The sequence below is a fragment of the Cohnella sp. AR92 genome (assembly GCF_003990975.1).
Taxonomy (GTDB): Bacteria; Bacillota; Bacilli; order Paenibacillales; family Paenibacillaceae; genus Cohnella.
Genome location: NZ_RZJR01000001.1, coordinates 207555 through 229289 on the forward strand (window position 1 = coordinate 207555; position 21735 = coordinate 229289).

At 57.9% G+C, this 21735-nt stretch carries 13 protein-coding genes; 11 read left to right on the plus strand and 2 right to left on the minus strand.

From position 1 onward, the window contains the following. Window positions 1-34 precede the first annotated feature (34 nt). The 5 genes from ELR57_RS01045 (at window position 35) to ELR57_RS01065 (ending at window position 8376) form a co-directional block, all read left to right on the plus strand. Entirely contained in the window at window positions 35-1465 is a 1431-nt protein-coding gene (locus ELR57_RS01045) for an S-layer homology domain-containing protein (protein ID WP_148125548.1), read from the plus strand. A gap of 101 nt (window positions 1466-1566) precedes the next feature. Beyond that, the gene (locus ELR57_RS01050) at window positions 1567-3651 is read left to right on the plus strand and encodes a hypothetical protein (RefSeq protein ID WP_202866390.1); all 2085 of its coding nucleotides are present in this window, start codon (window positions 1567-1569) and stop codon (window positions 3649-3651) included. A 264-nt stretch (window positions 3652-3915) separates the two neighbouring features. Beyond that, window positions 3916-4563, plus strand: coding sequence for a hypothetical protein (locus tag ELR57_RS01055; protein WP_238162363.1), 648 nt, complete (start codon window positions 3916-3918; stop codon window positions 4561-4563). 29 nt (window positions 4564-4592) lie between these two features. After that, window positions 4593-5933 (plus strand): polysaccharide deacetylase family protein, encoded by a 1341-nt coding sequence (locus tag ELR57_RS01060; protein WP_126956370.1) that lies wholly within the window; start codon window positions 4593-4595, stop codon window positions 5931-5933. A gap of 172 nt (window positions 5934-6105) precedes the next feature. After that, window positions 6106-8376 carry an S-layer homology domain-containing protein gene (locus tag ELR57_RS01065; RefSeq protein WP_126956372.1) on the plus strand — a complete coding sequence of 757 codons (2271 nt, stop codon included), beginning with the start codon at window positions 6106-6108 and terminating at the stop codon, window positions 8374-8376. A 69-nt stretch (window positions 8377-8445) separates the two neighbouring features. Here the strand turns inward: ELR57_RS01065 and ELR57_RS01070 are convergent, their stop codons facing one another. Next, the gene (locus tag ELR57_RS01070; RefSeq protein WP_126956869.1) at window positions 8446-12435 is read right to left on the minus strand and encodes a carbohydrate-binding protein; all 3990 of its coding nucleotides are present in this window, start codon (window positions 12433-12435) and stop codon (window positions 8446-8448) included. 294 nt (window positions 12436-12729) lie between these two features. Between ELR57_RS01070 and ELR57_RS01075 the strand changes: the two genes are divergently transcribed. From ELR57_RS01075 to ELR57_RS01085, 3 genes are all read left to right on the plus strand, one after another. After that, window positions 12730-13560 (plus strand): helix-turn-helix domain-containing protein, encoded by an 831-nt coding sequence (locus ELR57_RS01075; protein WP_126956374.1) that lies wholly within the window; start codon window positions 12730-12732, stop codon window positions 13558-13560. Window positions 13561-13646: 86 nt separating this feature from the next. Further along, a complete protein-coding gene (locus ELR57_RS01080; protein WP_126956376.1) occupies window positions 13647-14855 on the plus strand; it encodes a multidrug efflux MFS transporter in 1209 nt (402 codons plus the stop codon). Between the two features lie 3 nt (window positions 14856-14858). Further along, window positions 14859-15455 carry a hydrolase gene (locus ELR57_RS01085; RefSeq protein WP_126956378.1) on the plus strand — a complete coding sequence of 199 codons (597 nt, stop codon included), beginning with the start codon at window positions 14859-14861 and terminating at the stop codon, window positions 15453-15455. Between the two features lie 109 nt (window positions 15456-15564). Here the strand turns inward: ELR57_RS01085 and serS are convergent, their stop codons facing one another. Continuing rightward, window positions 15565-16842, minus strand: coding sequence for a serine--tRNA ligase (gene serS, locus ELR57_RS01090; RefSeq protein WP_126956380.1), 1278 nt, complete (start codon window positions 16840-16842; stop codon window positions 15565-15567). A 403-nt stretch (window positions 16843-17245) separates the two neighbouring features. Between serS and ELR57_RS01095 the strand changes: the two genes are divergently transcribed. The 3 genes from ELR57_RS01095 (at window position 17246) to hmpA (ending at window position 21632) form a co-directional block, all read left to right on the plus strand. Next, window positions 17246-17860 carry a TetR/AcrR family transcriptional regulator gene (locus ELR57_RS01095; protein ID WP_126956382.1) on the plus strand — a complete coding sequence of 205 codons (615 nt, stop codon included), beginning with the start codon at window positions 17246-17248 and terminating at the stop codon, window positions 17858-17860. Between the two features lie 26 nt (window positions 17861-17886). Then, complete coding sequence (locus tag ELR57_RS01100; RefSeq protein WP_126956384.1) at window positions 17887-20214, plus strand: MMPL family transporter; 2328 nt, start codon at window positions 17887-17889, stop codon at window positions 20212-20214. Window positions 20215-20393: 179 nt separating this feature from the next. Next, window positions 20394-21632 (plus strand): NO-inducible flavohemoprotein, encoded by a 1239-nt coding sequence (gene hmpA, locus ELR57_RS01105; protein WP_126956386.1) that lies wholly within the window; start codon window positions 20394-20396, stop codon window positions 21630-21632. Window positions 21633-21735: the final 103 nt, after the last annotated feature.

A 21735-nucleotide genomic window follows, 5' to 3' on the forward strand; every position in this document is an offset into this window, starting at 1 on the left:
GAATCGGAAAAGGAGCAGAGGATGGAGGCAAGGCGTGCGGATATCGGTTCTGGCGGCAAGCTTGCTGATATACGCTTGTCCGTTGGTCTCGGCAGAAGGAGATTCGGAGAACGGACAGCTTCCTCGCTTTGAGTTGGTGCCGGAGAAGCCGCTCTACCCGGACCCGGAGGCGGATCCGTCCGGGAAGGCAACGCTTCTCGTTAACGGAAGCGCGGGGCTGGAGGGGAGCCTTGCCGTAACGACGGTGAAGCGCGGCGGCAGGGACGTTCTGGCAATCGCCCTCGACCAAGCGAAGCTGGAGCCGCAGCTGGAGGAGGCGGGGATGGAGGAGAAGGCTGTTATTCGAGTGAAAGCTCCTTCGGCCGCCGCTTACATAGAACTGAACGGGAGCTTGTTCGAGCGGTTGTCCGAGAAGCGGGCGACGGTCGTGCTTGGAACCGCCAATGCTTCCTTCTCGGTGCCTTTGGAAGCCATCAATGCCAACCGCTTGTTGGAATCCTTCGGCGATGGCGCGACGCTGTCGGACTTCAAGCTTCAGATAGAGACCGTCCCCATTCGGAAAGATCAGGAGGAGCGGATGGAGCAAGCGTCCCTTCGCGAGCAATCCGGGATTCTCATGCCTATGGATTTCTCCGTGCGGGCAGTGCTAGGCGACCGGGAGGCGGAGATCGATCGCTTCGATTCCTATGTGGAGTTCTCGATCGCCATTCCGAGAGGACTGTATCCGGAATTCGCCAAGAGCGCGATTATGCTCGGATCGGATAGTTCTATCGCGCCCGTGCCGACGAAGCTCTCGATAAGCGACGACAGCAATTGGGCGAACATCCGCAGCCTGTCGAGCGGACTATACGGCATTGTTTCCTTCGCGGCACCGTTCTCGGACGCCGAGCTTCATTGGGCGAAGGAGGCGATCGAAGATCTGGGCTCGCGGAGGATCCTTGCCGGCGACGAACAAGGGCTGTTCCATCCAGGCCAAGAGATTACCCGCGCGGAATTCGCGGCGATTCTTGCCCGTGCTTTGGGCTTGCCGGCAGAGGCGAACGGAACGGGCAGCGAGACGGCTCGATTCTCCGACGTTCCGGCGGCGGCCTGGTACGGCGAATTCATCCGATCGGCGAATGCGTACGGCCTGATCGACGGTTATGAGGACGGAACCTTCCGGCCGATGGAGAAGCTGACGCGAGAACAAGCCATGACGATTCTCGCCAGGGCCATGAGGCTCACCGGAGTCGCGGACAAGCTGAAGCCCCCGTCGGCTGAATGGATTGCGAGTTTTGCGGATGGAAGCAAGATCTCGGCCTGGGCGAGAGAAGGAGTGACCGACAGCCTGCAAGCGGGGCTTATTGCAGGGCGCAGCGGCGGAAAGCTGGCCCCGCAGGACGCCCTTACGAGGGCGGAAGCGGCGACGATCATCCGGAACCTGTTGCGATTGTCGGGGTTCATCGATAATATAGGGAATTTTTAGTAGGAAAATAGACCCTAAGATAGTAATATGGACTTAGTTTTCTAGTTCTATCGAGGGGTGGCGGAGTCGAATTGTTCTGTTTTAATTGCGGTACGAAATTAATGGATCAAGCCAAGTTCTGCTCAGGATGCGGAACGGCCGTTCAGGGATACCCGCAGCAGGCTGTCCAACCTGCGCAGACGGCTCCAACCATGCCGACGGAGACGCCCGATTACTCCCCGGAGCATCAGGAGCACTCCAATATCTACGATCTGTTGGGGTATAAAGTCGAGGTTCCGAAGGAAACGGAGTTTTATGTTCATATCCGCAATGAGTTCGAAGAGTTGGCCGAGGAAGCGCGGCAACGGATGGCGGGGAACTTCGATACGAGGTACCGCAGCCTGGACGATCTGATCCGATACGGCGACGACGACTCGGAGAGCTACTATAACTCGGCTCTGGAGCATGCCGTGGACATGCTCAGGAGTTTAGGGATTTACAACGTCAATATAAGCAGATTCAGCGATATCGCCTTGGAACACAGCGGCTATTGGGAGTCGAGCTTCAGCGACATTCGAGAGAAGTTCCAAGAGCTGACGGATTACAAAGAAGCCAAGAAGGACTACCGTGCCAGCCGCAAAGCGGGCAGAGGCAGGCTTGTCGGGGGCGGGTTCGGCGTCGGCGGCGCGTTGAAGGGGATGGCGATGGCCGGATCCGCCAATATGGCGACCGGGCTGCTGCACTCGTTCACCAACGCGCTGGGCAATGCGGCAACGAGCGCGGAAGTCAGCAGCATGAAGGGCAAGATATTCAAGAATCCCGAGACTAGAAGATCCTTAAGCATCTCGGTGTACCTGGACATTTTTTCCGTCCATATGGCTGTCGTCGAGTGCTTGAACGATCGCGAATTATCGCTCGTCGCCGAATCGTATGACGCCGACCAGTATGAAGAGTCGGCCATTATGTACAACAATATTCGGAACGGGAATGTACGCAAGCAGGATCTAACGCGGTTGATCGCGGAAATTCTGCAGAAGTACCCATTCGATATGGACTATTTCGATCTGGCGCTCGAGCATGTCGCCGAGGAGAACCGGAACGATCTCATCGAATACGCGCGCTTGTTCAAGATGCCGATCGATGAACGGCTTCGCGAGATCCACGAAGCTAACGCGAGCAGGGAGCGACTGGCACAGCTCTTCGGCGGATCGGCGGGCGAGCTGGAGGACAAGCTGCAAAGCAACCGCCTATTCCATTCGATCAAATCCGAGCTGCCGGCGAATCCGATAGAAGCGGTCCGGAAGGCATTCTACTCCGTTCAGAATGACAACCTAAAGACTAAGGCATTCCTGGTGTCGGCAGACGCTATCGATAAATTGGCAAACAAGCTGCAGAATGTCCGAGCATCCTATGCGCCTTTTCAGGGGGAGACTCCATTTCTCTTGTATGACAACACGGCTTTCGGAAGCGCCAAGAACGGCCTCTTCATCACGGATCAGCGAATTTACGTCAGCAACATGATGGAGAAGGCTTGGAGCATGAGTCTGCAGGACATCGAGCGCATAGACCTGTCCGGCAGTTCCATTCTGATCAATGGGAAGTCGGCGGACATCGTACAGGTTAGCGGCAGGGATAGGGAGAATTTCCACGAGTTCATCCAGCTTCTGATCTTCGTTCAGAAATACAGCGGAAGCTTGAGCCCGGGAGCCGCAGCCGGCAGAGGCACTGCTTCGCAGGAGGTTCGATCCGCGAGATCGGAAGCATCGGCCGCCAAGCTTGCGCCAGCTCCTGTCGCCGGCGCGGAGAAGGGCATTGATTATGTAAGGAATACGATCTTAAGCCTTAATAACCAATCCCTCCGCAACTATTTATTTATCGAGAACGAGAACGAGAAAGCCGCCAAGAAGTTCCGGAATGCCCGAGAGGCTTATGCGTTCCTGAAGCCGGACGAGACGCCGATTCTCTTGTTCGACAACACGGCTTTCGGAAGCGCCAAGGATGGCTTCTTGGTAACCGATCGGCGGATTTACATTCACAACATGCTTCAGAAGCCCGCTCAAATCGATATCGCGGATATAGTATCCCTGGGGTTGAAGGGCTCGGATCTCTTGTTCAATCAACAAGTCGCCTATATTAATCTGATCGATTCCTCATCGAGATCCGCATTCCGGGATTTGATGGAGAAATTTATTGAACGGCTAAGATAAACGGCAAGAGAGGCGGAAGCCTCTCTTTTTTGATGCCGCGAAATTTCCACATATCCCCTCCTTAATGCCTACAAGGGTATATAAATCGGTACTTTAGCCCCGCATATCAAAATGGAAAATTCATCTATAATGAAAGAAATATTTTCGACATTTATCAACATTTTCTTAGAAAAGGTGAGTTCGTCGATGTTTTCTCCATTCCCCAAAAAGAAGAGTGGTCTTGAGCAGCAGCAATCGCGAGAGGATCTCGGCATAAGGGAGGACTTGGAAGAGTCGCAGGAGGAAGTGTCGGCAACTTCGGCTAGAGCCGCGGCGAACGATGAGTCTTCCGGCTCTATTTTGCTTAATAAAGGACACCTCGATAAGCGTTCTCTCGATCTGATCTTCGCCGTCGAGCAGATGATCAACGCCAAACAGCAAGTCGAGATGACCCGCAACGACCTGCAGGATCGGCTGGGCCATGCGAACGGGCAGATCGACCGGCTGAACCGGGACCTGAAGAACCTGAGCAAAGTCATCGAGGAGCGCGAGAAGAGCATCCTGGAGCTGGAACAGAGGCTGATCGACAAGAACCTGAAGGTCGATCAACTGATGGAAGACTACCGGGAGCTTCATTCCAAGCTGTCCGGCGAGATCGAAGAGCTTAAGGGCGTCATCGAGCTTGAGAGGCAGAATTATGCGAGCTTGCTCCAGAAGTACAACGAGATGGCGGCGGAGAAGAACAAGAAGATCGGCGAGCTGGAAGAGAAGAATGCAAGGCTGGAGGTCGAGCTGTCCCAGATGAAGCAGAAGTTCGAAGCCATTCGCCAGGAGAAGGCGCACCTTCTGAACATCGTGAACGACTTTACCAACCGGTTGACTTCTCCTTTCGCTTCGAACGCAGACTCGATGGATCGAGCTTCTGCCGATTAACCGACGCGGCCGGAATCAAGAAGGACGGGATGGCCATGGAGACATACAGCACACAGGTGATGGAGCTGCTATCGCTTGGGAAGTCCTCCGATGGTCACTATTATCTAACGATCGTCGTTGCCCATGAAGATAGGCAAGCTACCTATATAATCGACATAGACGAATTTACCTACCTGGGGTTGGAAGCGCTGCGGCCGCTCGATGGCGGAAGGGCGCGGCTGTCCCCCTACCCCAAGTGGGACCCCTATCGCAACACGCACTATAGCGCCATCGTAAGAACAACCGGCGTTTTTCGGGACACGCTTTATTTTGCCTGCAGCGAATCGTTCGTCGATCGGATTAACCGGATTCGGCAAGGGGAGCTTCCGCTCGTCCTTATGAACGAAGAAGACCGGATCGGCGAAGCGGAGACGGCGGTTCGGCGCCGAGCGCCATTCCTGCGTCAGCTTAGGGCGCAGCTGTCCGGTCTGGCTAACCTGCTGCCGGTCGCGTTTATTTTATTGGCGGTCCTGTCCATTCCTTCCGAGGGCAAAGCCAATTCGGCCCACGCCCAGAACGTATCGTTCGGCGTCGCGGAGGCGGCGGAAGCACCAACGGAAGCAAAGACGGACAGAGAAGCAACGGCGGACGCAGCGGCGGATATCCTGGCGGAGCCGACCGAGGCGACAGCTCCCGGATCGGTTCGGGAGGCGCCTAAGGAGCAGGCTTCGCTTGCCGTCGTTCAACCGGCTCGGCCCATCGGGCAGCCTCAGGTTCAGACGGCCGCTCAGAAGGCAGGATACGAGGTCATCGATATCGACGAGGAGAAGAAGTTCTTCGGGCTGTCGAAGGACTACGTCGCCTTGACCTTCGACGACGGGCCTTCCGCGCTTACGCAGGACATCGTGGATATCCTGACGGAACACAAGATCGCGGCGACATTCCTGTTCGTCGGCAAGAACGTGAAGCGTCACCCGGAAGCGGTCGCTTATGCCAGCGAGCATGGCATGTCGATCGGGAACCATTCCTGGGACCACAGCGTGCTGACGAAAGCCCAGCCGAAGCAACAAAGCGCCAATCTCTTGAAGACAAGCGCCGCTATCGAGGCCCTGACGGACACGCCCGTTACGTTGTTCCGCCCGCCGTACGGAGCCGTGAACGACGAGCTCGTGGCGACGGCGGATGCGCTGAACATGAAGACGCTTCTATGGAACCGGGATCCGGAGGATTGGAATGCCAAGAAGCCGGAGGACATCGTACGCTACTTCCATGAGGTGGATGCGGCCGGCGGCGTCTATGTGCTGCATGAGGACAAGAACACCGTTGCGGCGCTCCCGGAGATTATCGAGTACCTGCAAGGCAAGAAGCTGACGTTCGCGGCATTCAAGTAGATTAGAAGACACTAAAGCACAAGCTGCTTTAGTGTTTTTTTGAAGAATGGAATCTTATAACGACTCTAATTGCTTGACCTTTCCCCGATGGGCTGGCAATCTATTCTAGTAGCGTTGTCGGAGTCGGAAGCCCTTTAGGCAAGCTAGAGTCGAGAAGGTCCAGGAGGTTCCTATGAGAAAAAGTATCGCTATGCTCATGATATTATCGATCGCAATGTGGCTCGTTCCCGCAGCTCCCCAAGCGGATGCGGCCGGTGGCTTAACCGTGACGACAAGCGGCGGAACGACCGGATTGAGAGGAGCGGGATCGATCGTCATCGATCCCGGCATTACCGTATCGGACGACAGTCATTCGACGCTTGTCCGGGCGATAGTCGCCATCACGGGAAACTACTTTTCCCCGGAAGACGTTCTTGCCCTGGAGCCGAACGGTTCCGATATCGGCAACATCCAGGCGACCTCTTATTCCAACGGGACATTAACGCTTGAATCAATCCGCGGGACCTCCACCTTGGAGCAATGGACCAACGCTTTGAGCAGGGTGACTTATTCCAATCCGTCAAGTTCGCCGCACTATGGAAACCGCACGATTAGCTTTGCCGTCAGTGACGATACAGTGAATAGCGCGTCAGCCGTCAAGGTGGTGTCCGTCTCAGCCGTTACTGCCCCGGGAGCGCCGACTGGAGTTAGCGCGACGGCGGGCGACGAAGAGGCGACGGTCCATTTCACGGCACCCGCCGATGATGGAGGCAAAGCCATCACGAATTACACGGTGACCTCCAATCCCGGCAATAGAACGGCAAGCGGGTCGTCCGGACCGCTAACCGTGACAGGCCTGACGAACGGGACTGCCTATACGTTCACGGTGACGGCGACGAACGACATGGGGATGGGCGTGGCTTCCGCGGCTTCCAATAGCGTAACTCCGATAGGCGTCCCCGGCGCGCCGACCGGAGTAAGCGCGGTGGCGGGAAATAAAGAGGCGACGATCAGCTTCGCCGCGCCGGACGACAACGGCAGCGCGATCACGGTTTATACCGTTGTCTCGAGTCCCGACAACATAACGGTAACCGGCGGGTCCAGCCCGATTAAGGTGACTGGCTTGACGAACGGCACGGCTTATAAGTTCACGGTGACGGGGACGAATGGCGCGGGAACCGGCGCAGCATCCTCGGCGTCCAACAGCGTGACGCCGAGGGCTCCCTCTTCCTCCGTCTCTCCGCCAATCGTGTCGGGGCCGACGATCGATCTGAACGGCGCGCCGCTTGATCCTAATACGCTGGATTTGTCCAAGCCTTCCGCGACTTTGGAAGCGACGCCTAAAGACGGCTCGGCCTACGTCAGCATTCCGGCGAGTATTCTGAGCGATTTGGCTGACCGGAATGGGAATTTCGTGCTGGAGATTCAAGCGCCTTACGGCATCTACCGAGTTCCGGTCGATTTGGCTTCTCTCATTCCCGGGCTGACCCAACTGCTGGCGGATAACGGTCTCCAAGCCGATGACATCAGCTTCAAGGTGATCCTGGCCGACATGTCCCGAGATGCCGGAACGGCGGCGGCTCTTAGCGCCAGCCTTCCGAACGGCAAGCTTCTCGGAGTTCCGGTCGACTTCGACATCGAGGTCGTGAACTCGAAGAGCGGAACGGTTCTCGGCGGAGCCAATTCTTTCAGCGAAACGGTCACCCGGCTGATTCCGATGCCGAGCGGCGTGACGGCGATGCCGGAGCATTGGGGGGCGTTCCGTTATAACGAGACAACGGGCAAGTTCGAATTTATTCCCGCGAGCGCGGCGAAGATCGATAACGTCTGGTACGCGGCGATCCGATCCCGCACGAACAGCGTTTACGCCGTGATGGACAATGCCGTCCGCTTCTCTGATATGCCCGATGGACACTGGGCTCGATCGGCCGTAGAGCTCGCTGCGGCGAAAGGGTTGGTCGAAGGCGTCGGCAATGGCAAGTATGCGCCGAATGAATCGGTATCGAGAGCGGAGTTCGCCGCGATGCTGGTTCGGGCACTCGGCCGAGGCCTCCCGCCGGATAGCACCCTGACGGACAAGTCATTGCCATACCCGGATGTCCAGCATGGCACTTGGTACTTCTCCGCCGTCAAGCAGGCGAAGTCGCTTGGCTTGCTGGCCTTCGCGGGCGAAGGGGACTTCAAGCCGGAGCAGCCGTTGGCGCGCGAAGAGATGGCAAGCATGCTGGCGGCCGCCGTCGCGCTGGAAGGGAAGGGGACATCGGAACCCACCTCTGCGGATCTCAGCGTCTATAAGGATCTCGGCAGCGTTGACGCATCGACGCTTGCGGATATTCGCTCGGTGGCGCAACTCGGCATCATGACCGGCCCGAGCGCCAATGCATTCGCTCCGGAAGGGGAGACGACGCGCGCTCAAGCGGCCGTCGTCTTGGTACGCCTGCTGAACGCCTTAGATTTCATTTAAACCATAGAAAAAGAAGCCCCAGGCGTTCCATGACGCCTGGGGCTCCTTGCTTGTTAAATGCTCAAGAGATTACCAGTTGTTCCCCGACACCCGTACCACGGTGAAGTTCGGGCTCTTGCTCTCTCCATAGATGGCCGCGATTCCCGGATTGTTCACCTTCACGTTGGTGAAGCTCGCCGATCCCACGACCGGTCCCTGCCCGTCCTCCGCCTTGGCGACCAGCTTGATGCCGTAGCGGGTCGGGCTGTTGATGTTGATGTTCTCGAAGCGGATGTTCTGCATCGCGAGATTCTCCGGAGACTTGGTCTGGAGCATGAGGCCGAAGTAGACCGGATTATTGATATCTACGTTCTTCACAAGGATATTCTTGAGGTCGCGGTCTCCTCCGAACACCCAGATGGCTCCGAAGTTCTGGTAATCGTTGATCTTGTCGTCGGCGCCGACGCTGGTCCAGAAATCCCCTCCCGTGCGGTCCAGCGTAATGCCGTCGAAGACGGTATCCAGGGCGCCGAAGCCAAGCGTATTGTAGCCGAAGCTCAAGCTGCTGATGGTGAGGCCCGGATAGGTCAGGGTATCCGCTCCGTACAGGTTCTGGAACAGATTGTCTTGGCCGCCGTAGGCCGCGAACGCGGCGGCGCGCCTGACATTGGTAGCGGTCAGGTTCGTGTACTTGTTGCCGACGTTGTACGACCCGCCAGCATCGATGGCGCTGAACAGGGCGAACGAGTCGTCGCCGGTTCCGCGGGCGTAGTTGTTGTCGATGATGTTGTAGGACGAACCGTTCGTCATGTTGATGCCGTCCGCGAACATATTCTTGATCCGGTTGTTCTTGAACGTATTATACGAGGAGTTCACGCCCCAATAGAGGCAGACGAAGTGCTCGGCCCAGACGTTGTCGACGGTGACGTTCTGCATGCCGTTCCCGTCGATGAACTTGCCGGGACCGTCGACGCGGTAGACGTAGTTGCCCCATGCGGACAGGTTCTTGATGGTAGAGCCGTTGGCGGCGGAGCCGATGTTGAAGCCGACGTCCGTGTTCGTCTGGTTCTGCGGAGCGACCAGCTTGGTATACCAGGGACCTGCGCCGATAATCTCCGTGGCTCGGCCGTACAAGAAGATCTTGGACGAGATCGTCCATTCTCCGGCCGGAATGAAGATGCCCTTCTTCGTCGAATCCTGCCTGAACTCGGTCAGGGCCTGCTCGATCGACTTGGTGCTCGATACTTCAACGTACTTGGCCGGGTCCGGATTGGTGGCGGCCGGAGCGACGTTCTCCGTCTCGATCATGTCCACGTAGATCCAGGACACGTCGCCGGCATCCTTCTGAATTCGGATCTTGGTTCCCGCCGGATACACTTGATCGAGCATGAGCTGCGAATCCTCGTACAGCCAGTAAGCCTTGGAGCCCGAGTTGTTGTAGCCCAGCTGGCCAAGCGTGGACGGCGTCGCGTAGACGTAGGAGAACTTGGACGTCACGTTGAAGCTGCCTTTATCCACGCCGTTGGCATAGATGCTGACGGTGCCGGTCGTGTTCTCCGCGACGGCGTTGCGCAGGACGAACGCATTGGCCGGAGAAGTCAGCGTGAACTCGACATATTCGCCGTTCGCGTCCAGGAGGACTGCCGAACGGCCGGATGCTTCGCCCGCGAAGTCGCCCGGCGTGAAGTTCGGAGCGAGCTTCGTGCCATTGGTGGCGTTGGAAGACGCCTCCGCTTCCAGGATAGTGAACGGCATGTTGGCGCCGCGGCCTGAGTACAGGCTGAGCGTGCTGACGTTATTCGCCTGTTTGATCGCCACTTCGTTCGCATCCGTCGCAACCGTCGTCGCGACGGAGTAGCTGCCGTTGACCGCCGTCCAGGTGCCCATGTTCACGTTGGCCGAAGCTCCGGCGGCAAGAGCTCCGCTGTAGGAACCGTTAAAGGTCTGGATGGTCGTTCCGGCCGCATTCTTCAGCGTCAAGGTAATCGCATGCGCGCCGCCGGCGGCAGCGATATTGCCTTGGTTCTTGAGGTTGACGGTGAAGGTTACCGTATTCCCCGCGCTTGGATTGCTTGGCGTCCAGGAAGCGGTTCCGATCAGGTCGGAGCTCTGTACCTGGCCGACGACCAGCGCGGTTGATGAAGTATAGCTATTGTTCGAGTCGTTGGTCTCGATAATGGCATTGCTCTCGTCGACCTTGGCCGTGACGGGATACGAGGCGGCATCCTTGGCCCCGATGCTCGTCGAGACGGTCGCCGATGCGCCGGCCGCGAGGGCTCCGACCGAAGCCGTGCCGACAAGAGCGGTGCCCAGATAGAAGTTCACGCTCGTCGCTGCCGAAGGCGCGGAGCCGGCATTCTGAACGGTCGCGTTCAGCGTGATCGCGCTGGTCTCGACCGGAGAAGCCGGAGACCAGGTGATCCCCGTGACCGTCAGGTCCGGATTCGGAGCCATCGTGCCCATGACTTGGAACTCGGCCACCTGTCCGCCCGGCGCGCCGGAGTTCGCGGTGAACTTCAGCTGCACGCTGCTTGCCGTTGCTCCGACAGGAATCGTAACCGTGTTCTGGGATGTCGGATTGAACGTATACACGGCGGCTGAGACCAGATTATTGAAGGTCGTCGAATTCTGGTCGTGACCCAATACTTGAATGGTCTGGGTACGGGTTGCCCACGCGCTGTTCGGGTTCAGCTTAAGGACGACCGACGTAACGTTGGCATTCGCCCCGAGGTCAACGGTAATCGTGCCCGGCTGCCCGCTTGCTTCCCAATAAGTGCTCGTATCGTTGTCATTGGCGTTCGTCGGCGCGTAGGTGAAGGTGTACGCAGAGGAAGTGATGGTCTTGCCGATTGCCAGGTTCGTGTCGTTGCCGGAAGTCGTGCCGGTTCTCGTGACGGAATTGCTCGCCGCGGAGACGTTGCCGGCGGCATCCTTGGCCGTGACATAATAAGTCACGGTCGCGCTCGCGGCTTGCGTATCCGTGTACGTAAGCGTCGTCCCGTTCACGCTTCCGCGCAGCTGGCCGTTGGCATAAATGTCATAGCCCGTAACGCCGACGTTGTCCGTCGACGCGCTCCAGGTCAGGCTGATCGTGCCCGAAGCAGGCTGCGTGTAAGCCAGATTGGCCGGGGCCGATGGAGCTTGGGTATCGGCGGAGCTGCCTTGCGAGAAGTTGATCCAGTTGATGTTGAAGTCAGGCCCGCTGGCATAGATGCGCAGTGTCTGCTGGCCAGCCGCCAGCGTAACGCTCGCGGTGACCGTCTGCCAATTCTGCCAGCCGCCGGTGTTCGGCACCGTCGTGGTCGCCAGCGTCGTCGAGCCGGATTGCAGCTGGAGCTGGCCCGTCGAGGCATTGCTGGCCACTCGGTATTCCACGGCGTAAGTGCCGGCGGCTTGCACGTTCACGCTGTAGTCCAGCCAGTCCCCGGCGTTGATCCAGCCGACGTTAAGGCCGCCGCCGGTATCCGAGGTCGTCTCGGTCTGGATTCCGTTCATCGCGCTGTAGCTCTCGGCTTCGATCTTGCCCGGAATGGCCGAAGGCGTGACCGGCGAGGAGACGCCATACACCTCGACCTCCGAGACCTGCCCGGCCGGCCAGCCCGTGTTGGCGGTGAAGTTCACCCTCACGTACCGAGCGCTGGCCGCGGCGAAGTCGATCGTCACCGTGTTCGCCGAATTCGGATCGAACGTATAGCTGGCCGACGCTTTCAGGTCGGAGAAGCTGGAGCCGTTCGAGCTTCCCTGAATGGACAGCGTCTGAGTGCGGCTGCCCCAAGAAGAGGGAAGCTTCAGCACGACTTGGTCGATCGAGGACGCGCTGCCGAGGTCCACTTGTACCCACTGCGGGAAGGCGTTGTTCACGCTCTCCCAGTACGTGCCTGCGTTGCCGTCCGTGACGTTGGACGCGACATAAACGTCGGCGTGACCGGATTCGGACGCGGTCTTGCCGGCAGCCAGGTTCGGGCCTCCGGCAGCTTGAGCGGGGGATGCGGCCCCAAGGGATGACAGGAATCCTCCTATCATCAGAGTCAGGATGCAAAGCCAGGCGATGCTCCGTCTTTGCCTTCTCACGTTATTCATTCTCCCTTCGTCATACGAGATTTTTTGCTTTCCGACGCTGACGAGTGCGCTCACCCAATCCTCTCTGCGGGTCTGGTTGGCTCCACACGAATGAAAGCGTTATCAACAGTGAAGAGCATCCCTCCTTCCGAAGAATTAACATTCACTGGGTATTGCACAGAGATCATAATGCAGCCTTTCCCCGAGATAAAGGAGCATTTCTATCGAGATCGTGTGCGGGATTATGATCATGGCCAAGCTATCGATGCCGGGGGAGCCTCAAATCTTGCTATAATAAAACTCGGGTGATCGCCAATGAATGTCAAGAACCTTTTTTTCCATATCCATTACTGCAACTTCAGGCAATCCGCGGAAGGCCGGTCGCGACCGATCGATCTCGATAGAATCTTAGATCATCATGAGCTGATCTTCATCGCCCGAGCGAAAGGGAAATTCGGCATCGGCGGGAAGAGCTACGACCTGAAGGACGGGATGCTGCTCTATATTCGCCCCGGGCTAAGGCATACGCTCAAGACGGATCCTTCGGTTCCCGGCCGCTTCTACTCGGTTCATTTCAGCTATGCGCGCGTGAATCTCGGCGAAGACGGGTGGAGCATCCAGGAAGAGCCTCAGACTCTCCCGCTGGAGGGAGCGCAGTCTCTGAAGGATTATTATCAAGTGGAGGACGCGTTCAAGAAGCTGGCGGAGACCTGGGACGCGAAGCTGCCGGGATACGAGTTCGCCTCCAAAGTGCAGCTTCAACAGCTGCTGGTCGTCATCGCCCGGAATCGCAAGAAAGCCCGGACCCCATATTCGACCTCCTTAAAGGTCGAGAGAGTCATTCAATACATGCGCGAGCATCTGGCCGACAAGATCGCCTTGGACGAGCTCTCGGGCGTCGCCCAGCTGTCGCCGACTTATCTATCCCGTGCGTTCAAAGAGACGACCGGCTATTCCGTCATCGAGTACTTCAACAAGATGAAGATCGATAAGGCCAAAGAGATGATGATGGACGGCCATAAGCGAATCAAAGAAGTGGCAGGAGCGTTGGGATATACGGATGAGTTCTACTTCAGCCGGCTGTTCAAGAAAATCGAGGGGCGCAGTCCCAAGGAATTTTACAGCAAGAATGTCCATGGAATTTAAGATTTTGCATGTCCCGCAAGCCTTTCCGCTGATACGATGAGGGGGTTCCAGGAACCAAAGCATCTCAGAAGGAAGGCTTGTTCGTTATGCCCATATGGAGAAGGAATCTGTTCGTCTGCTGGTTCGGCATGTTTCTTACCGGCATCGGGATGAGCCAGATTGCGCCGATTCTGCCGCTATACATCAAGCAATTGGGCGTGCAAGACGCGGGATCGGTCTCCGCCGTATCCGGCCTGGCTTTCGGCGTCACGTTCATCGTCTCCGCGATCTTCTCGCCGATCTGGGGCATCGCCGCGGACAAATTCGGGCGCAAACCGATGCTGTTGAGAGCCAGCCTCGGAATGGCTCTTGTCATCGGATGCATGGGTTTCGCGCACAATGTCTATGTTCTGATCGGGCTGCGGCTGCTTCAGGGCGTCATTACCGGCTACAGCACCGCCTGTACGACTCTGATCGCTACCCAGACGGATAAAGAGCATTCCGGATGGGCGCTCGGAACCTTGTCGACGGCCAATACCTCGGGCTCGCTCATCGGACCTTCGGTCGGGGGGCTGATTGCCGAACGCTTCGGGCTGCAGAATTCCTTCTTCGTGACCGGCGGCCTGATGATGATCGCTTTCGCGACGACGTTGCTGTTCGTGAAGGAGACGTTCGTCAGGCAGGAAAAGAAGACGTCGAAGATGAAGGAGCTCTGGTCGAGCGTTCCGGAGAAGAGCTTAACGCTGACCTTGTTCCTTACCGCTCTAGTCCTGACGGCGTCCTTGTATTCCATTGAACCGATCCTGACCGTCTACGTCTCCGATCTGTCCCGGAATATGGGGCATGTCGCTTTGATCGCGGGCGTCGTCTTCTCCGCGTCAGGGCTGGCTCAGGTGCTGGCGGCACCGCGGCTCGGGAAGCTCTCGGACCGCGCGGGTCCGCACAAGGTTCTGCTTGGCGCCCTTCTCGTCGGGGGCATCGTGTTTATCCCTCAGGCCTTCGTCAGCGACCCGTGGCAATTGACCGCGCTGCGGTTCGTCTTCGGCTTGGCCGCAGGCGGACTGAGCCCGTCCATCAACACCCTTCTAAAGAGAATTACTCCGAGCTCCATTACCGGCCGGGTGTTCGGGTTCAACGTTGCCGCGGGCTATCTGGGAGTGTTCGGCGGCTCGATTCTCGGCGGGCAGGTCGCTTCCTGGCTGGGGCCGCGTTACGTGTTCTTCATGACGGGCGCTCTGCTGCTGCTGAATGCGGGATGGGTATATTTCAAGGTGTATAAGAAGCTCCAATTACCAACTCTTGAAGGGAAGAATTGAACCATGACAGAATTGAACAACTCGGCAAAAGATGCATTCGACGCGAAGAAAACAGCCCTGGTGGTCATCGACCTGCAGAAGGGAATCGCGAGCCTGGGCCGCCCAATGGCGCCGAACTCGGTCGAGCATGTGATCGGCGCGGCCGGTAAGCTGGCGGAAGCCTTCACGGAGAAGGGAGCCTTCGTCGTTCTGGTTCGAGTCTCCGCCACGGACGGCAAGGATATGCTGCATCCTCGCACGGACGTCGAGATGCCGGCCATGAAGCTCCCGGAAGGCTTCGATCAGCTGGTTCCGGAGATGGCTCGCTTCGAGAACGCCCTGGTGCTGACCAAACGCCAATGGGGAGCGTTCTACGGCACGGAGCTGGACCTGCAGCTTCGCCGCCGCGGAATCGATACCATCGTGCTGTGCGGAATCTCGACCTCCATCGGCGTCGATACGACAGCTCGGGAGGCTTACCAGCACGGTTACCATCAAGTGTTCGTGGAAGAAGCGATGGCCGCATCGTCGGCGGATGAGCATCATTATGTCGTAAACAAGCTGTTCCCGCGGATCGGAAAGGTCCGCACGGCGGACGAAGTCATTGCGGCGTTGGAATAATCCATCGGCCATAAAGAAGAGGCTGTTCTCCAAGTAAGCGGAAGCTTACTTTGGGACAGCCTCTTTAAGGTGTTCGCGTGCGTTTAACTTGCAGGACGCCCCTTTGCTATTAGGCCTGAAGCTTCTCCAGCCCGCCCATATAAGGCCGAAGCGCGAGCGGAATCCGAATCGAGCCGTCTTCTTCTTGATGGTTCTCCAGCAGAGGAATGAGGATTCGAGGCGAAGCGACGGCGGTGTTGTTCAAGGTGTAACAGAACTTCGGCTTCCCGTCCTCATCCCGGTACCGGATGTTCGAGCGGCGAGCTTGGAAGTCTAACAGATTGGACGACGAATGCGTCTCCCCGTAAGCCTGCCGGCTCGGCATCCACGTCTCGATATCGTATTGCTTATAGGTCTTCTGCGACATGTCTCCCGCGCACACGGCCATGACGCGGTAAGGCAGCTCCAGCATCTGCAGAAGCTCCTCCGCGTTCGCCGTTATCTCTTGAAGCATGCGCTCCGACGTCTCCAGGCTGGCTTCGCAGAGGATCACCTGCTCGACCTTCGAGAACTGGTGAACCCGATAGAGGCCGTGAACGTCCTTGCCCGCCGACCCGATCTCGTTCCGGAAGCAGGCCGACGCGGCTGCCAGCTTGATGGGCACTGCCGCATCTACGATCTCGTCGTGATAATACGAGACGAGAGGGACCTCCGAGGTTCCGACGAGCCACTTGTTCTCGTCGGCGATGCGGAAGGTCTGGTCTTGGCCCAGGGGGAAGAATCCCGTATGGAGCAGGGCTTCCGAGCGGACCATCAGAGGAACCTCGAGCAGCGTGAAGCCCTTGCCGACAAGCAGATCCAGAGCGAGCTGCTGCACCGCGCGATGCAGCATGACTCCGGCTCCCGTCAGGTAATAATTGCGGCTTCCCGCCGTTCTCACTCCGCGCGGGATGTCGATCATACGGTGAAGCTCTCCCAGCGCGACATGATCGCGAAGCACGAAGTCGAAGGCCGAAGGCTCGCCGATTCGCTTGATCTCGACGTTATCCTTATCCGACAGGCCGAGCGGCGTATCCGGCGACACGACGTTGGGAACGAGCTGAAGGAGCTCGCGGCAATGCGCCTCCGCTTCTTGAAGCTCCCGCTCCAGGACGCCTAATCTCCGATTGATGCTTTTGACCTCCAGCTTCAGCCGTTCCGCTTCTTCGGCGGCTTTCTTCCGCAATAACGCTGCGATGGTCGGAGTGATCCGGTTGCGATCCTGACGCAGCTGCTCGACCTCGATAAGAAGCGTCCTTCTTTTGTCGTCCCAAGCCATAAGCTCGGCGATGGAGACCGTAATCCCTTTCTGGTCGGCTGCCGCCTGTACCCTCTCTTGATGAAGCCGGATCCACTTGATGTCTAACATGGCACTGCACTCCTTTTGGATAAAATAAAAAACGCTCCTTGTCCGATTGGGACGAAGGAGCGCTTTATTTTTTCGCGGTGCCACCCAAATTGACCGAACAGCAGGGCTGTTCAATCCACTTAGTCCGCGTTAACGGGCGGATCCGGTTAACTTAGGGGGATGTTCGAGATGCGATAATCCCCTTGACGAGAACGCCTCCGAGTTGGATTCTCTTCATCGGCATGATGCGATATTTTCACTATTATAGCTCAAGCTTTTATTTTTGCAACTCCTGCATACAAGCGGCTTCTAGAAAATGTCACAGAATTGCCTAATGAGCAAACTTGCGCAATGGGCAATTGGACCTTACGATTAGAAGAAAACACGTTGCAGGAAGGAGGCGCCCGCAGAGGCGAGAAGGGTCATGATCAAACAATCCCTGCGGTATATCAAGAAAGAAGCGACGTCCCAGTCGCTGGCGAAGGCGGCGTTCGATCTGGCGCTGGAACGCGGCCTGGACGGATTCACGGTGGACGATATCGTGCAAGCCGCCGGCTATTCGAGAAGAACGTTCGCCAACTACTTCTCCTGCAAGGAAGAGGCGGTGGCGACGGGAGCGACCGTCTATCCCGGTTCGGAGGAAGCCGAATGTTTTCTGGTCGGGATGTCCGAGGAGACTCCCTTGATCGATATTCTGTACGATTTGATCAAGCTGCAGCTCACGGCGGACTTGATGAGGCAGATGCGCGAGCTGGTGCGGTTGAAGGAGAAGCATCCTTCGCTCGAGCCTTACTTCCTCGGCGCGGTGCATCGTCTGCAGATGACGGCTCAGGAGACGTTCCATGGCTGGTCCGGGGGCCGTTACGATGAAGTCTATACCCACCTGCTGCTGGGTGCGCTGTTCGGCGCGATGCTTCCTCTGGTCGACGGCCGCATTCACGTCCTGCTTCCCGGCGAATCGGAGGCCGACAACCCCGGCGCGCTGGCGTTCGATCAGTATCTGAACAAGATTTATGGCTACTTAAGGAATGGATTCTAACAGCGAAGGAGCCGTTATAGAGAAACATGTCTACCTTTTTGTATAGAGTGGGGAAAACCGCTTATCGCAAGCCGTGGTATTTCATTTTAGGCTGGATTGTCGTATTGGGTATCGTCGGAACGATGATCGGAGTATACGGGATGAAGACGAGCTCCGAGATGAAGATAGAAGGCACCGAGGCGCAGCGGGTTCTGGACCAGCTGGCGGAGGAGCTGCCTCAAGCCGCCGGAGGCTCGGGGAGCGTTATTTTCAAGGCGCCGCGGGACGAGAGGCTGGATACGCCGGAACGGTCCGCAGCGATCGCGAAGGCGGTCAATGAAGTCTACAAGCAGGAGTTGGTTATCAATCCTGCGGATTATATGACAGGGTCCGATGGCACAGCTTCCTCTTCGGACGCCTCGCAGTCCGACGCATCAACGCAATCGGCAGACGGCGCGGCCGCGGCTTCGGGCATGCTGATGTCGGAGGGCTCTCCCGTTCTCGGGGTGACCTTGTCGGCGGACGGCAAGGTCGCCTTGTTCAAATTCCAGTTTACGATCGCCTTGAAGTCGGTTCCGAGCGACGTGCTCAATTCGATCGTCGACATCGTGATGGGGGCCGAGAAGGGAACCGGCTTGAACGTGCTGCCGAGCGAATCGTTGGCGCCGCTGGAGATCACCACCGGGGCGACGGAAGCGATCGGAATCGTCGTGGCCGCGATCGTGCTGTTCGTCACGCTCGGCTCGATGGTGGCGGCGGGCTTGCCGCTGCTGACGGCTATCTTCGGAGTGGCGGTCGGCGTCGGCGGGGCGTTCTCGATCTCGACCTTCGTCAACATGACGAGCGTCTCCTCCATCTTGGCCCTGATGATCGGCCTTGCCGTCGGCATCGACTATGCGTTGTTCATCGTCAGCCGTCAGCGCCGACTCATTCTCGGTCAAGGACTAGGCGCGATGGAGGCGGCCTCCAGAGCGATCGGCACGGCGGGCAGCGCCGTCTTCTTCGCGGGGCTGACGGTCATCATCGCGCTCAGCGGAATGCTCGTTATCGGAATCGGCTTCCTGTCCACGATGGCGCTTGTCGCCGCCGCGACCGTCTTCGTCAGCGTGCTGATCGCCTTGACGCTGCTGCCTGCCTTGCTCGGCTTGGTAGGCGAGAAAATTTGTTCGCCGAAGGCGCGCGAGAAGCATAAGAAGCAGGAGAAAGCCGCCAGCCGCGGGGTTGCCGAGCCTTGGGTGAAGGGCGTCATCAAGTATCGTTGGCTCGTTATCGTCGGCATCGTCGTCGTGCTTGGCGTCGCCGCCATTCCGATCAAAGACATGGAGCTGGGCATTCCGGGCGCCGGAACGGCGAATCTGGATACGCCGACCAGACAAAGCTACGACGCCATCGCCGAGGGATTCGGGGAAGGCTCCAACGGCCCGCTCGTTCTCGTGGCCGAGCCGAACGATCCGTCCGCCAAGATCTCGGCGGAGCAGCTATCGGGGATGGCCCAAGAGCTGCAGAAGCTAGACAATGTAGTATCCGTATCGCCAATGGGCGTCAACGAGGAGGGGAACCTGGCGATCTTCAGCCTGATCCCCGGAACGGGTCCCACCGATACCGCCACCAAAGATCTGGTCAAGGCTCTGCGCGCTTCGGATTTGAGCATCGCGCAAACCTATGACGTCAAGATCGGGGTTACCGGAGAGACGGCCATTAACATCGATATGTCGGCTAAACTCTCGGAAGCCTTCCCGATCTACGTAGGAATCATTATGCTTCTGTCGATTATCATTTTGCTGCTTGTGTTCCGCTCGATCATCGTTCCGATCAAGGCGACCGCGGGCTTCCTGCTCAGCATTCTCGCCACTTTCGGGATCACCACGGCCGTCTTCCATTGGGGCTGGCTCCATTCCGTCTTCGGCTTCGACACCGGCGGCCCGCTGCTCAGCTTCCTGCCGATCCTGGTCACCGGCATTCTCTACGGCTTGGCGATGGATTACCAGGTGTTCCTGGTAAGCTCGATGCGAGAAGCGCACGTCCACGGCCGCAAGGGGCTGGATTCCGTCGTATATGGCTATAAGAGCGCCAGCAGCGTCGTTGTCGCCGCCGCCGTCATCATGGTCTCCGTCTTCGCCGGATTTATTTTCACCGAGGACGTCATGATCAAGCAGATCGGCTTCGCGCTGACCATCGGAATTTTCATCGACGCGTTCATTGTCCGGATGTGCCTCGTGCCCGCCGTCATGGCGATCTTCGGCAACAAGGCTTGGTGGCTGCCGAAGTGGCTGGACCGCATCCTGCCGAACCTGGACGTCGAAGGCGACAAGCTGATCTCTCAGCTTAACGGCGAGAAGCATGATAAAGCCAAGCCTCTGCCTAAGGCGAACTAATCGAATATATCCTGTCTCTCAAAGAAGGGCATCCACCGGGGTGCCCTTCTTCTCGTTCCGATTCTAACGTCACAAATCGTTGCATATTGGTGTGAGTGCAATCACAAGCTACCGTTATTCGGCAGGCTATACTTCTTGATGAAGCCAAGGCTATTCGAGCTACATAGGAGAGGTCGCGCATGCTGAGCGAGAAAACGATAAAGGTTATTAAATCGACGGTGCCGGTGCTCGAGGTTCATGGAACGGAGATCACGAAACGCTTCTACCGGATGCTGTTCTCGAATCATCCGGAGCTGTTGAACGTATTTAACCACGCCAATCAGAGACAGGGACGGCAGCAGACGGCTCTCGCCAACGCAGTCTATGCCGCGGCTGCCCATATCGACCGGCTGGAAGAGATCCTTCCGGCGGTGAAGCAGATCGCCCACAAGCATCGCAGTCTGGGCATTACGGCGGATCAATATCCGATCGTCGGGGAGAACCTTCTGGCCGCGATCAAGGACGTTCTGGGCGACGCCGCTACCGATGAGATTATCCAAGCGTGGGCCGAAGCCTACGGGGTCATTGCCGACGCGTTCATCGGGGTCGAAGCTCAGATGTACGAGGAAGCGGAGAAGCAGGAAGGCGGCTGGGCCGGCTGGAGGGAATTCAAGGTCGACCGGAAGGCGGTTGAGAGCGAGGCGATTACTTCCTTCTATCTGGTTCCGGCGGACGGGAAGGCGATTGCGAGCTATATTCCCGGCCAATACGTCACGGTGAAGCTCAACATTCCGGGAGACCCGTATACGCATCTTCGCCAATACAGCTTATCCGACGTTCCGGGCAAGCCGTATTACCGCATCTCCGTGAAGAAGGAGGTCGGCTGCGAGGGCAAGCCCGACGGCAAAGTATCGGAGTACCTTCACGATGCGGTGAAGGCGGGAGACCTGCTTCCGCTGACCGCGCCGGCGGGAGACTTCACGTTGGATCTGCAGGATAGGCGGCCGGTCGTCCTGATCAGCGGCGGGGTCGGCTTGACTCCGACCTTGAGCATGCTGAAGACGATCGCCGAGAGAGAGCCGGAGCGCAAGACGATCTTTATCCATTCGGCCCGTAACGGCAAGCTTCATGCGATGAAGGAAGAAGTGGAAGAGCTGGCGCGTTCTCACCCGCAGATCCGCGTTTATTGGAACTATAGTCGGCCTACGGACGAGGATAAGGGGGCGCATGCCTACCACCACGAAGGGTTTATCGACGCGGAATGGCTGCGGAACCTGATTCCGTCCGAAGGAGCATCGTACTACTTCTGCGGTCCGGTCGCCTTCATGCAGGCCATCAACGCCGCGCTGAAGTCGCTGGGCATCCCGGATTCGGACATTCATTACGAGTTCTTCGGACCCAAGGGAGCTTTGTCCGGGCCCGTTGCCGAGACCGCCTGATCCCGATCGATTATCGATCGGCTGCTGCATCGTCGGCGCCGCTTCGACCCCTAGCGAAGGAGCAGCGCCATAACAGAAAAGCTATCCGACGCAGATCCAAGCA